The organism is Dyella sp. 01N36, assembly GCF_056399745.1.
On sequence record NZ_JBFTRY010000104.1, the window covers coordinates 1 to 12,155 of the forward strand.

A 12,155-nucleotide genomic window follows, 5' to 3' on the forward strand; every position below is an offset into this window, starting at 1 on the left:
GCGCAAGGCTGGTTCGGGCCGTGGCTGGACAGTCATGGCATCAAGATCATCTTCGCCGTGCCCGGGTTGGTACTGGCCACGATTTTTGTGACGCTGCCGTTTGTCGCCCGCGAACTGATTCCCTTGATGCAGGCCCAGGGTAGCGAGGAAGAAGAAGCCGCACGCGTGCTGGGCGCCAGCAGCTGGCAGATGTTCTTTCGCGTCACCTTGCCCAATATCCGCTGGGCGCTGCTGTATGGCGTGCTGCTCTGCAATGCGCGCGCCATGGGCGAGTTCGGTGCCGTCTCGGTGGTTTCCGGTCATATCCGCGGGCTGACCACGACCATGCCGCTGGAAGTGGAAATGCGTTACAACGAATACGAATACGTCGGCGCCTTCGCCATCGCCTCGCTGCTGGCGATGCTCGCGCTGCTGACGCTGGCGCTGAAATCCCTGCTGGAATGGCGTTACGGCGACGAGATCGCCGCGCACGCTCCCGGTGGCCATTGAGAGTGCGGCATGACGCTTGAATTGTCCCGACTCCATCGTCGTTTCGCCGGCTTCCAGGCGCTGGACGACGTGAGCCTGAGCATCGCCCCGGGCGAGTTCCTGGCCTTGCTGGGGCCGTCGGGTTCGGGCAAGACCACGCTGCTGCGCATTCTTGCCGGCCTGGACTATCCCGATAGCGGCAGCGTGCACAACGACGGTGAGAATTTTCTTGCGCAGCCGGCACGCGAGCGTCGCATCGGCATGGTGTTCCAGCACTACGCCTTGTTCCGGCATCTGACGGTGATCGAGAACATCGCCTTCGGCTTGCGCGTGCGGCCATGGCGGTTGCGCCCGTCACGCAGCGAGATTCGCGCACGCGTCGACCGTCTGTTGCGCCGCGTGCAACTGGAAGGATTGGGTACGCGTTATCCGGCGCAGCTTTCCGGTGGCCAGCGCCAACGCGTGGCGCTGGCGCGCGCTCTCGCCGTCGAGCCCGACATGCTGCTGCTGGATGAGCCCTTTGGCGCGCTCGACGCGCAGGTGCGCGTGACGCTGCGGCGCTGGCTGCGCGAGCTGCACGAGGAACTGGAGCTCACCACCGTATTCGTTACGCACGACCAGGAAGAAGCGCTCGAACTGGCAGACCGCGTGGCCGTGATGAACAACGGGCGCATCGAGCAGGTCGGCACGCCCGAAGTCATCTATCAGCAGCCGGCCACGCCCTTCGTGTGCGAGTTCATCGGCAAGGTGAACCGCTTCAACGTGTGGAGCGGTAGCCAGGGCTTCGCGGCCGGCAGCTGGTCGCTGCAGGATGACCCGTGGCAAGGGCGCTTCACCGAGGCCGTGGCCTATGTGCGGCCCGAACAACTACGGCTGGCGGCGCCGGCCTCGCAACCGGCCTGGGAGGCGCGCCTGCGCCATATCTACCTCGCTGGCAGCGTGGCGCACCTGGATCTTTATGTGGCCTCGCTCGACCTCTCGCTGGAAGCGGACGTGGCCAGTGAAGATCTGTCGCGACTGGGCCTGCAGGCCGGCATGGAGCTGCGTGTCGCGCCGCGCGGTGCGGTGTTGTTTCCGCTCGATCGCGATGGACGGCCGCTGAGCGCGGAACGCTGGATCTGGCAGGCGCGCAGTCCCGTGCCTGCTTAAAGAACTGCGGACTCAGCGCGAACCGGTGGGGCGGTCCAACACGGCTGCCGGGGCGGCCGGCTTGAATGCCACCGCCGGTCCGGGCGTCACGTGCTTGCGCCACAAGGCGAGCTGCGCGGCAATGCCGTCGCCCGCGTTCATCTGCGGCTCGGACGGCGTCAGCTTGTCCTTCGCTTCCCACTGCGCGATTTCAGCGGATGCCTGGCGGAATGCTTCCATGAAGTCCGGCGTGCGATTGAGTCCATCGACCAGCCAGGCGCGACCGAAATAGGTGATGTCCGAATCCGTGCCGCAACCGAACGAGCTGCGATCGGAGCGTGCCGCCGTGATCACCAGCGTGCCGCCTCCTTGCAGTGGTGGCACAAAGCCGCCCGAGTAGCAGGCGTTGACCACCACGACCTTCCACTTGAAGGGACGCTTGCTGAGGATGTCCGACAGATCGCTCGCGCCGATCTGGTCCAGCGGCAGCGGATCCATGTCCACCAGCAGGTTGTGGTCTTCGTCGCCGTGGGTGGTGAGGTAGAGCAGCAGGATGTCTTCATCCGGCTTCATCAGCGTGGCGAGGCCGTCGAGCGTGGCTTCCAGATTGCTCCAGCTGGCCAGCGGGTGTTTTTCCAGCGAACCGGGATTGTTCTCCAGCACCATCACGTGGGTGTCGGCGCCGAAGCGCTGGGGGAACATCTTGGCGGCATATTCCGCTTCATTGCGGAACACATCCTCGCCACCATCGGCGCCGAACGCGACGACGTAGAGGTTGGGGCGACCGGCGGTGCGCGGGCCAAGTTCAGCCAGCGCCTTCTGCACCATCGTCCGCTGGCCGTACATCACCTGCTCGGGCGATGGCGCCTGCGCCGGCCAGTTGTCGCCGGCGGAACTGTCGTCGTCGGTGGTCGCGCTGGTGGTCGCCGGTGTCGGCGCGCTCGCGCCAGCCGCGGGCAGCTGCCCTTGCTCGGCGACGGGCGCCAGGGGCAGGTGATGGGACAGGCCAACCATGAGCAAAACGCCGGCTGCAAATGCGAGCAGGGCGATCAGAGCGGTACGCATGGCGGGAGCCCGTGAGGTCAGAGAACGATGTCGTCGAACGTGCGATAGGCCGGATGGCGCGGCGCATCGGGAATTTCCAGCGGCTCGCGCAACAGCCAGCCGGTGCGCATTCCTGCGTCGCGGGCGGCGTCGAGTTCTTCAACGATGTCCGAAAGGAACAGGATATGCGCGGGTTGCTCGCCGAGCGCTTCGGCAATCAGCTCGTAGGAGCGGCGCTCGCGCTTGGGACCGGTCTCGGTATCGAAGTAACCGGAGAACATCGGCGAGAGGTCGCCCGCGTCGCTATAGCGGAAGAACAGCTTCTGCGCCGGCACCGAGCCTGACGAATAGACATACAGGTGCAGACCGTCCGCGCGCCAGGCATGCAGCTTGGCCGACACTTCCGGATAGACGTGGGCCTGGTAGTCGCCGGCCTCATAGCCTTCCTGCCAGATCATGCCCTGCAGCGCCTTGAGCGCGGTGGACTTGCGGTCCTGCTTGATCCAGCGCAGCAGCAGCTCGATCACCTCCTGGCGCGGCGCTTCGACAATGCCTTCTTCCTTGGCCGCCTCGTGCAGCCAGTGCTGCACCTCGGGCTTGTCGCCGTGCGTCTCGATGAAGGCAGGCAGCCGCTTATAGGCGTACGGAAAAAGTACGTCCTTGACGAAGCTGATCGAGCTGGTGGTGCCCTCGATATCGGTGACGATGGCGCGGATGACGGTCATACACAAAACCGGGAAACAGGAGCGACAAGCTTACCCGGCGCCGGGTCCCCGGGCGAGCGCCGGTACGCCGGTTCATGATCCCGTTCACCCGGCGGCCGCGACGGCGGCCGGGAATCGTCTCAGGCAGCCGCCGTCGAGGCGTGCGGCGTCATGCGGGGAAACTGCAGGGCGATGTCTTCGCCGGTGAACTGCGCCACCCAGCCTTCCTTGTTGGTGAACAGGCGAATGGCCACGAAATAGGGCGATTCGCTCATGTCGAACCAGTGGCGGGTACCGTCCGGCACGCCGATCAGGTCGCCCTGTTCGCACAGCACGTCGTACACCTTGCCGTTCACGTGCAGGGTGAATTGGCCGGCGCCGGCGACGAAGAAGCGCACCTCGTCCTCGCTGTGGGTGTGCTCGCTGAGGAATTTCTGGCGCAGCGTCGCGCGGTCCGGGTGGTCGGGCCTGAGGCTGATCACGTCGACCGCCTGATAACCCGCCTCGGCCATCAGCCGGTCGATGTCGCTGCGGTAGGCGGCGATCACTTCATCCTGGCTGGCGCCGGGAGCGATCGGCTGGTTCGCTTCCCATTGTTCGAAACGCACGCCGATCTTCGCCAGTTCGCGCGAGATGTCCGCGTGCTCGGTATGCACCGACAGCGGGGCTTGCGGTTGGGTGTCGTTGAAAATGCGCAGGCGGCTCATGCGGAGAGGCTCCTCAAGTCGAGTTCGCAGCCGAGCAGGAATTCCAGCGCCTCCAGATGGCGGCGCGTCTCGGCCATGTCGCGGCCCCAGGTGTAGATGCCGTGACCGTTGATGAGATAGGCGTGCAGCGAGCGGCCGCTGTCGAGCCAGGCCTCCACCTGCGCGACCAGCTCCGGCATGTGCTGCGTGTTCGGGAACACCGGGATAGCCAGCTCGGCATCGTGGGTGGTCTGTCCGGCAATGGCCTTCTGCAGCTCCCAGCCTTCCAGCTTCACCACGCCGTCGCGGGCGAACAGGCGCGAGGCCACGCTCTGCGTGCGCGAATGCGTATGCAGGACCACGTTGATCTCGGGAAAGCGGCGGTAGATCTGCGTGTGCAGGTCGGTTTCGGCGCTGGGGCGGGCGCTGGTGCCCACGGCCTGGCCGTTCATGTCGATCAGCATGATGTCGTCGCGGCCGAGCTTGCCCTTGTCTCGACCGGAGATGGTGATCGCGGCGTGATCGCCATCGATGCGCATCGAGAAATTGCTGCTGGTGGCAGGCGTCCAGCCGGCAGCGGCAAGCTCGCGCGCCGCATCGGCAATGGCGTCGGAACGCTCGGCGAACAGCGCGGTGGAGATCGTGTCGGGGAGAACCTGGCTCATGATGTATGGACGTCCAAATGAGTTGGCACTATACCACGCCGGTTTCCGGCATATGCCGAAAATGCGATCCATTCTCACGACTTATCGCTGGCGCGAGTAGCATCGGCAGAAGGTTGGCCACGGGCGTGGCGAACATGAATGTTTCAAGACGGAGGTTGGACCTATGTCGCATGAGAAAGATATCGAATCGCGTCGCCGTTTTCTCAAGGCCGCAGCCGGGACGGCTGTCGCCGCGGCCATGATCGGCTCGCTGCCGCGCGTATCGCGTGCTGCCGATCTGCCGCACCTGGCTGACTCCGATCCGACGGCCAAGGCGCTCGGTTACGTCGAAGATGCCAGCAAATCGACCGATGCCAAGCGCAAGGCGGGCGATGTCTGCTCCAACTGCCAGTTCTATACCGGCGCGGCAACCGGCTACGGTCCGTGTCAGCTGTTCCCGGGCAAGGCGGTGAATGCGAAGGGCTGGTGTGTATCGCACGCACCCAAGAAAGCCTGATCGCAGCACACATCACGCAATCGAAGGCCGGCATGCGTGCCGGCTTTTCTTTGCGCGTGACATCAGCGTCACGCACGCGGCGACGCACATGGCATCGACGGTTTTACTACTTATGGGTAACAACTCGAACCGAAGAACTCGGTGAGAGAGAAGATGCTGCCCAGACGCGTCAGGCCGAGGAGCTGACCCGCCTGACGCGCCGGGCGGCAATCCGGGGCCCACTGCCAAGTGATCAACCCACGGAGCACAGATGATACTCCCGGCCGGGCATTTTTGGGCCCGTGGCGGCCAAAATTTTCTCGAAAAAGTCTCGTTAAATCCAATAAAAACAATAACTTGCTAGACTATTAGAGATTGGCGATCACGAATAGCCTTCCAGGGTCGATCATTCCTTCCTGGGGAGCAGGGTGTGGCTTTTTGGATTTTCGGCGACGTTGGCGGCAGATCGCCGCCAAGATCGCCAGGCCCTTCAGGAAGGGCGGTGGAGGCGGCTGTGGCGGATGCCGTAGCCGAAGTAGATGGCCAGGCCAATGACCGTCCATATGATCATCAACAGCCAATTGAACCAGGCCATGGCGCCCAGCAGGGCCAGGCAGCTGATCACGCCGGCGGGGCAGATAAACCACACCCACGGCACGCGGAAGCCGCGATGCAGCTGGGGTGCCGTGTAGCGAAGAATCAGCACGCCGGCGCATACCGCCACGAAGGCGATCAAGGTGCCCATCGAGGTAAGGTCGGCCAGCAGGTCGAGCGGAAACACGGCAGCGAGCACCGCGATGYCAATGCCGGTGATCACCGTGTTGATGTGCGGCGTGCGGTGCTTGGGATGAATGCGATTGAAGATCGGCGGCAACAGGCCGTCACGCGACATGATCATGAAGATGCGCGGCTGCGCGATGATCATCACCAGGATCACCGACGACAAGCCGATCATCGCGCCGATTTCCACCACCCAGCGCAGCCAGCCCAGTTCCGGATGGTTCTTGATCGCCGTCACCACCGGTTCGCTGGTGCCCAGCTCGGTGTAGGAGATCAGGCCGGTCAGCACCGCCGCCATCGCCAGATAGAGGATGGTGCAGATCACCAGCGACACCAGGGTGCCGAAGGGCAGATCACGCTGCGGGTTCTTGCATTCCTGCGCGGCCGTGGAAGTGGCCTCGAAGCCGATATAGGCGAAGAACACCATCGCCGCGCCGCGCATGATGCCGGACCAGCCGTACTTGCCCGGTGCTTCGTTGGCGGGAATGAACGGATGCCAGTTGGCCGGATCGATGTAGCGATAACCGGCCACCACCACCACGATGATCAGGCCCACCTTGAGCGCCACCATCAACACGTTGAGGCCCGCCGATTCGCGGATGCCGACGTAGCACAGCCAGGTGAGGGCGAGCACGATCGCCACCGCGGGCAGGTTCATCAGATGCCCGGTGGTGACCAGGTGTCCGTCGGTGAAGGCCAGCGGCGCTTCGGTCAGCGAGGTGGGCAGGTGGATGCCCACCTGATCGAGCATGCTGGTGAAGTAACCGGTCCAGCTGGCCGCAACGGCCGAGGCTGAGATGCCGTATTCCAGCACCATGTTCCAGCCGATAAACCAGGCCAGCAGCTCACCGAGCGTGGCATAGGCGTACGAATAGGAGCTGCCCGAGACCGGAATCAGCGTCGCGAACTCGGCGTAGCACAGCGCCGTAAAGCCGCTGCACAGCGCCGCCAGCATGAAGGAGATCAGCACGGCAGGGCCGGCGTGTTCGGCGGCGGCCTGTCCGGTCACCACGAAGATGCCGGTGCCGATCACGGCGCCAATGCCTAGCGCGGTGATGCCCCAGGGGCCGAGGGTGCGGCGCAGAGTGGGGCCGTGGGACGCGTCGTCGGCGTCGGAGAAATCGGTTTTGCGAGCGAATAACTGTTTGAGCATGCGTCGGCCTGGTGCCACGAGAGGCGCGGGATTCAAAACGAGAGGGMCGGCGCTAAGCCGGCCCTTCGTGTCAGATCAGGAGTTTTGCTTGCGTAGCTTGCTATGGGAATACCCATAGAGGAAATAGATGAGCATGCCGATGATGGTCCAGCCCAGCATCAGCGGCCAATTGGCGCGGAACGACTGCCAGAACAGATACAGGCAGATCACCGAACCGAGCACCGCCACCGTCCATACGCCGATCATGCCGCCCGGCACGCGGAACGAGCGCGGCAGTTCCGGACGCGTATAGCGCAGGATCAGCACGCCGATGCACACGGTGGTGAAGGYCAGCAGCGTGCCCATCGAGACCAGCTCACCCAGGATGCTCACCGGGAACAGGCCGGCGATCACCAGCGCAGCGACGCCGGCGATGATGGTGGCGACGTGCGGCGTGCGGTGCGAGGCGTGTACGCGCGACATGCCCTTGGGCAGCAGGCCATCCCGCGCCATGCTGAAGAAGATGCGCGAGGTGCCCAGCAACATCACCAGGATCACCGAGGACAGGCCCGCCAGCGCACCGAACGAGACGATGGCCTTCAGCCAGGTCAGCTGCGGATAGAGGCTCAACGCCGTGGCCACCGGTTCCGGCGTGCCCAGCATGTGATAAGGGGCAATGCCGGTGAGCGTGAGCGCCATCGCGATGTACAACACGGTGCAGATGGCGAGCGAACCGAGAATGCCGATCGGCATGTCGCGCTGCGGGTTCTTCGCTTCGCCGGCGGCGGTGGAAACCGCATCGAAGCCGACGTAGGAGAAGAACACCAGCACCGCGGCGCGGAAGATGCCGCTCGTACCGAAGCGGCCCGGGCCTTCTTCCGGCGGAATGAACGGATGCCAGTTGGCCGGATTGATATAGCGGAACGAGAAGATCAGGAACAGCGAGATCACCAGCACTTTGATCGTCACAATCAGCGAGTTGACGAAGGTGGACTGGGTGATACCCACGTAGCAGAGCCAGGTGAGTCCGGACACGATCAGCACGGCCGGCAGGTTGATCAGCGCACCGGTGGTCACGATCTGGTGCGTGTCGGTGAACTTCAGCGGCGCGCTTGCCAGATAGTCAGGCAGCGCCATCGGGATCCCGGTCCAGTGTCCGAGGATGGAGAGGCACTCGTTGAAATATCCCGACCAGCCTGCCGCCACCGTGGCGACGGCAAACAGATACTCGAGGACGAGATTCCAGCCGATGAACCAGGCGACGATCTCGCCGAGCGTGGCATAGGAGTAGGCGTAGGCGCTGCCCGATACCGGGATCATCGCGGCGAACTCGGCGTAGCACAGGCCCGCAAATGCGCAGGCGATGCCGGCGACGATGAAGCTGATGACCAGGGCAGGGCCCGCGTGTTCGGCGGCGGCCTGGCCGGTGATGACGAAGATACCCGCGCCGATCACTGCGCCGATGCCCAGCGTCACGAGATGACGCGCGGTGAGTACGCGCTTGAGGCTGGTTTCGCCTTGCAGGCCGTCGTGGGGCAGCTCGCCCGCGTCGACGTGTGGCGACGCCTCAATCGGGTGCGTCGCGAACAGGTTTTTAAGCATGTTTCTCCCCTACCGCCGGAATTCTCGTTTCTTAAAAGCGTGAAACCGTGACTTTCGCCATGGCCATTAACGTCGCTTCCCCTGCGACGACGCGGAACCATAGCCCAGCGGGCCTTGGGGGTACAAGCTGCATTGCGGCTGGGCGGGAACGCGCTGCCGGCCCGTGCCAGTCTCGGCGGCGTCTGGAATAATGCGGCCCGCCGTGCCGCAGCTGCGCGGCCGGTTTTGACTGACACGGACTATCGATGGACACGTTGTTTGCACAGCTCCAGAACTATCGCCAGCAATGGCCGCAGGAGAGCGATGCCGGGCATTTCGAGGCATTTCTGGGCGAGGGCCAGCGTGTGTTCTTTCGGGAGGCGCTGGAAGGTCATTTCACCGGTTCAGCGTGGCTGGTGAGCGCCGATGGAGAGCGTGTTCTGCTCACCCATCACCGCAAGCTGGGCCGCTGGCTGCAGTTGGGCGGTCATGCCGACGGCGATGCGGATCTCGCGCGCGTCGCGCTGCGCGAAGCCGAAGAGGAATCCGGTCTGGTTGACCTGAGTGTCGAGGCGGAGCCGTTCGACCTGGATCGCCATCGCATTCCTGCGCGCGGCGAAGAGCCCGAGCACTGGCACTACGACGTGCGTTACGTCGTTCGTGCGGGCGCCAGCGAAGCCTATGTGATCAATGAGGAATCGAACGCGCTGGCATGGCGCTCCATTCGCGATATCGCCGAAGATCCATCGGCGGATGCATCGCTGGCACGCATGGCGCGCAAGTGGTTGTTGCGCGCTTGATCGCTTGCCTCAGGCGGGCTGCCCGGAATATTTCGCCGGCGCCGGATTGAGGTGGCCGCATTCGACGCAGGTACGTGCGTCGATCGAGCGATAGAAACGCTCAAATACCGGCGGAAAATCCCGCTCGATGCTGTCGAGGGTGAAATATTCCTCGTACAGCTTGTGGTTGCAGCGCTCGCAGTACCACATCAGGCCGTCTTTCTCGCCCGCCAGTCGGCGGCGTTCGATCACCAGCCCGATGGATTCGGGCAGGCGTTGCGGCGAATGCGGCACGCACGGCGGCAGATAAAACATCTGGCCGGCGCGGATAGGAATGTCGCGTGCCACACCCTCATCCTGCACCTTCAACACCATCTCGCCCTCGAGCTGGTAGAAGAACTCCGGACCTTCGTCGTAGTGGTAATCGGTGCGGGAGTTCGGCCCGCCCACGATCATCACGATGAAGTCGCCGTCGACAATGCACTTGTTGCCGACCGGCGGCTTGAGCAGATGCCGGTGCTCGTCGATCCAGCGCTGCAGGTCGATGGGAGGCGTGAGGGCCATGGGTGCTCCGGGGGCGGGAGATCATCAAGATAGCGCCGGCGGCATCGTTTGGGAAAGGGTGTCGCACGGTGTAGTTGCGCTGGGGCAAGCGAACGATCGAGGCCGTGGCGCCTCGGAACCCCTCAGGGCCACAGCCAGCCCGCTCTTTGTAGGAGCGCACTTGTGCGCGACCAGCCTACGGAGCGGTACACCTCCGCGCTGCGGTCGCGCACAAGTGCGCTCCTACAAGGGGTGCGCAGAATCTGGAATGCGGATCTTTGTGGGAGCGCACCCTGTGCGCGACAAACCTACGGAGCGATACACCCGGGCGTGGCTGTCGCGCACAGGGTGCGCTCCCACAGACAAGCAGCGGTCTGCAGCTGGGTGAGCGGACTCAGACCTCGAGCGTCGCCAGATCGCCCTTTTCCTCAAGCCACGCCTTGCGATCACTGGCGCGCTTCTTGGCCAGCAACATATCCATCAGCTTGGTCGTGCCGTCGTCACCATCCACGGTGAGCTGCACCAGGCGGCGCGTGTCGGGATGGATGGTGGACTCGCGCAGCTGCGGCGGATTCATCTCGCCCAGGCCCTTGAAGCGGGTGGTGTTGACCTGGCCCTTCATCTTCTCGCGCTGCACGCGTTCGAGCATCGCGTTCTTCTCGTTCTCGTCCAGGCAGTAGAACACCTGCTTGCCCACATCCACGCGGAACAGCGGCGGCATGGCGACGAAGACATGGCCCTCGCGCACCAGCGACGGGAAGTGGCGCAGGAACAGCGCGCTCAGCAGGGTGGCGATGTGCAGACCGTCGGAGTCCGCGTCGGCCAGGATGATCACCTTGCCGTAGCGCAGGCCGGAGAGATCGTCCTTGCCCGGATCGCAGCCGATCRCCACGGCGAGGTTGTGCACTTCCTCCGAAGCCAACACCGAGCCCGACTCCACTTCCCAGGTATTCAGAATCTTGCCGCGCAGCGGCAGGATCGCCTGGAATTCCTTGTCGCGCGCCTGCTTGGCGCTGCCGCCGGCCGAATCGCCCTCGACCAGGAACAGCTCGGTGCGGGTGAGGTCGGTGGCGGTGCAGTCGGCCAGCTTGCCGGGCAGGGCGGGGCCTTGGGTGATCTTCTTGCGGACGACTTGTTTGGCAGCTTTCAGGCGGGCGCTGGCGCGCTCGATGGCGAGCTGCGCGATGCGTTCGCCCAGATCCACATGCTGGTTGAGCCACAGGCTGAAAGCGTCGTGGATGACGTTCTCGACCATGCCCGCGGCGTTGCGCGAGGACAGGCGCTCCTTGGTCTGGCCGGCAAACTGTGGGTCCTGCAGCTTGGTCGACAGCACAAAGGCGAGGCGCTCCCACACGTCTTCCGGCGCCAGCTTCACGCCGCGCGGCAGCAGGTTGCGGATGTCGCAGAACTCGCGGATCGCATTGGTGAGACCCGAACGCAGGCCGTTCACGTGCGTGCCGCCCTGCGCGGTGGGAATCAAGTTGACGTAGCTCTCCTGCACCAGCTCGMCTTCCGGCAGCCAGGCGAGGGCGACGTCGAGGCCGTCCGCTTCGCGCTGGATATGGTGCACGAACAGTTCGGCGGGAATCGCTCCCGCGCCGTCCAGCTCGTCGCGCAGGTAATCGCGCAGGCCGTCCTCGTAGTACCACTCGTTGACTTCGCCGGTCGCCTCGTCGGTGAGCTTCACGCTCAGGCCTGCGCACAGCACCGCCTTGGCGCGCAGCAGGTGGCGCAGCTTCGACAGCGAGATCTTCGGCGAGTCGAAGTATTTCGGGTCAGCCCAGAAGCGCACGGTGGTGCCGGTCTTCTTCTTCGGCACCGAACCGATGATGTCGAGATCGCTGGCGCGGTCACCGTTTTCGAACGCCATGCGGTATTCGTTGCCGTCGCGGCGGATGGTGACTTCCACGCGGTTGGACAGCGCATTGACCACCGACACGCCCACGCCGTGCAGACCGCCGGAGAAGTTGTAGTTCTTGCCGGAGAACTTGCCGCCCGCATGCAGGCGCGTGAGGATCAGCTCGACACCCGGCACACCTTCTTCCGGATGGATATCCACCGGCATGCCGCGGCCGTCGTCGCTCACTTCCACCGAACCGTCGGTGTGGACGATTACGTCCAGCGTCTTGGCGTGGCCGGAAATGGCCTCGTCCACCGAGTTGTCGATGAC

General features: G+C 64.3%; 12 protein-coding genes. 4 read left to right on the forward strand and 8 right to left on the reverse strand.

Going from position 1 to position 12,155, the window contains the following annotated elements:
• Together AC1DMG_RS14835 and AC1DMG_RS14840 are read left to right on the forward strand one after the other, a co-directional pair.
• Window positions 1-489 (forward strand): ABC transporter permease subunit (locus AC1DMG_RS14835; RefSeq protein WP_477180695.1); only part of this gene is annotated, 489 nt, incomplete at its 5' end.
• Between the two features lie 9 nt (window positions 490-498).
• On the forward strand, window positions 499-1,617 hold the full coding sequence (locus AC1DMG_RS14840) for a sulfate/molybdate ABC transporter ATP-binding protein (protein ID WP_441603385.1): 1,119 nt from the start codon (window positions 499-501) through the stop codon (window positions 1,615-1,617).
• Window positions 1,618-1,629: 12 nt separating this feature from the next.
• On the opposite strand, the gene AC1DMG_RS14845 is transcribed toward AC1DMG_RS14840, so the two are convergent.
• From AC1DMG_RS14845 to AC1DMG_RS14860, 4 genes are all read right to left on the reverse strand, one after another.
• Window positions 1,630-2,661, reverse strand: coding sequence for a C13 family peptidase (locus AC1DMG_RS14845; protein WP_441603384.1), 1,032 nt, complete (start codon window positions 2,659-2,661; stop codon window positions 1,630-1,632).
• A 17-nt stretch (window positions 2,662-2,678) separates the two neighbouring features.
• Window positions 2,679-3,365: an acireductone synthase gene (gene mtnC / locus AC1DMG_RS14850; RefSeq protein WP_441603383.1), complete on the reverse strand. Its 687-nt coding sequence runs from the start codon at window positions 3,363-3,365 to the stop codon at window positions 2,679-2,681.
• A 119-nt stretch (window positions 3,366-3,484) separates the two neighbouring features.
• Window positions 3,485-4,051 carry a 1,2-dihydroxy-3-keto-5-methylthiopentene dioxygenase gene (locus AC1DMG_RS14855; RefSeq protein WP_441603382.1) on the reverse strand — a complete coding sequence of 189 codons (567 nt, stop codon included), beginning with the start codon at window positions 4,049-4,051 and terminating at the stop codon, window positions 3,485-3,487.
• Window positions 4,048-4,695: a methylthioribulose 1-phosphate dehydratase gene (locus AC1DMG_RS14860; protein WP_441611055.1), complete on the reverse strand. Its 648-nt coding sequence runs from the start codon at window positions 4,693-4,695 to the stop codon at window positions 4,048-4,050. The genes AC1DMG_RS14855 and AC1DMG_RS14860 overlap by 4 nt, the downstream gene beginning before the upstream one ends.
• A gap of 163 nt (window positions 4,696-4,858) precedes the next feature.
• On the opposite strand from AC1DMG_RS14860, the gene AC1DMG_RS14865 reads away from it, so the two are divergent.
• A complete protein-coding gene (locus AC1DMG_RS14865; protein WP_441603380.1) occupies window positions 4,859-5,191 on the forward strand; it encodes a high-potential iron-sulfur protein in 333 nt (110 codons plus the stop codon).
• 469 nt (window positions 5,192-5,660) lie between these two features.
• On the opposite strand, the gene AC1DMG_RS14870 is transcribed toward AC1DMG_RS14865, so the two are convergent.
• Together AC1DMG_RS14870 and AC1DMG_RS14875 are read right to left on the reverse strand one after the other, a co-directional pair.
• Window positions 5,661-7,103 carry an amino acid permease gene (locus AC1DMG_RS14870; RefSeq protein WP_477180696.1) on the reverse strand — a complete coding sequence of 481 codons (1,443 nt, stop codon included), beginning with the start codon at window positions 7,101-7,103 and terminating at the stop codon, window positions 5,661-5,663.
• Between the two features lie 75 nt (window positions 7,104-7,178).
• Window positions 7,179-8,684: an amino acid permease gene (locus AC1DMG_RS14875; RefSeq protein WP_477180697.1), complete on the reverse strand. Its 1,506-nt coding sequence runs from the start codon at window positions 8,682-8,684 to the stop codon at window positions 7,179-7,181.
• 245 nt (window positions 8,685-8,929) lie between these two features.
• Here AC1DMG_RS14875 and AC1DMG_RS14880 point away from each other — a divergent pair, with 245 nt between their 5' ends.
• Entirely contained in the window at window positions 8,930-9,463 is a 534-nt protein-coding gene (locus AC1DMG_RS14880; RefSeq protein ID WP_441603378.1) for an NUDIX hydrolase, read from the forward strand.
• 9 nt (window positions 9,464-9,472) lie between these two features.
• Here AC1DMG_RS14880 and AC1DMG_RS14885 read toward each other — a convergent pair whose 3' ends face one another.
• Together AC1DMG_RS14885 and parE are read right to left on the reverse strand one after the other, a co-directional pair.
• Window positions 9,473-10,006: a 3-hydroxyanthranilate 3,4-dioxygenase gene (locus AC1DMG_RS14885; RefSeq protein WP_046971474.1), complete on the reverse strand. Its 534-nt coding sequence runs from the start codon at window positions 10,004-10,006 to the stop codon at window positions 9,473-9,475.
• 373 nt (window positions 10,007-10,379) lie between these two features.
• Window positions 10,380-12,155 (reverse strand): DNA topoisomerase IV subunit B (gene parE / locus AC1DMG_RS14890; RefSeq protein ID WP_477180698.1); only part of this gene is annotated, 1,776 nt, incomplete at its 5' end.

What these genes read in the sequence shown, in the direction of transcription:
- AC1DMG_RS14840 (WP_441603385.1), top strand. Translation starts at nt 499, where the DNA reads ATGACGCTTGAATTGTCCCGACTCCATCGTCGTTTCGCCGGCTTCCAG.
- AC1DMG_RS14855 (WP_441603382.1), bottom strand. Translation starts at nt 4,051, where the DNA reads ATGAGCCGCCTGCGCATTTTCAACGACACCCAACCGCAAGCCCCGCTG.
- AC1DMG_RS14885 (WP_046971474.1), bottom strand. Translation starts at nt 10,006, where the DNA reads ATGGCCCTCACGCCTCCCATCGACCTGCAGCGCTGGATCGACGAGCAC.
- AC1DMG_RS14880 (WP_441603378.1), top strand. Translation starts at nt 8,930, where the DNA reads ATGGACACGTTGTTTGCACAGCTCCAGAACTATCGCCAGCAATGGCCG.
- mtnC (WP_441603383.1), bottom strand. Translation starts at nt 3,365, where the DNA reads ATGACCGTCATCCGCGCCATCGTCACCGATATCGAGGGCACCACCAGC.
- AC1DMG_RS14865 (WP_441603380.1), top strand. Translation starts at nt 4,859, where the DNA reads ATGTCGCATGAGAAAGATATCGAATCGCGTCGCCGTTTTCTCAAGGCC.
- AC1DMG_RS14860 (WP_441611055.1), bottom strand. Translation starts at nt 4,695, where the DNA reads ATGAGCCAGGTTCTCCCCGACACGATCTCCACCGCGCTGTTCGCCGAG.
- AC1DMG_RS14845 (WP_441603384.1), bottom strand. Translation starts at nt 2,661, where the DNA reads ATGCGTACCGCTCTGATCGCCCTGCTCGCATTTGCAGCCGGCGTTTTG.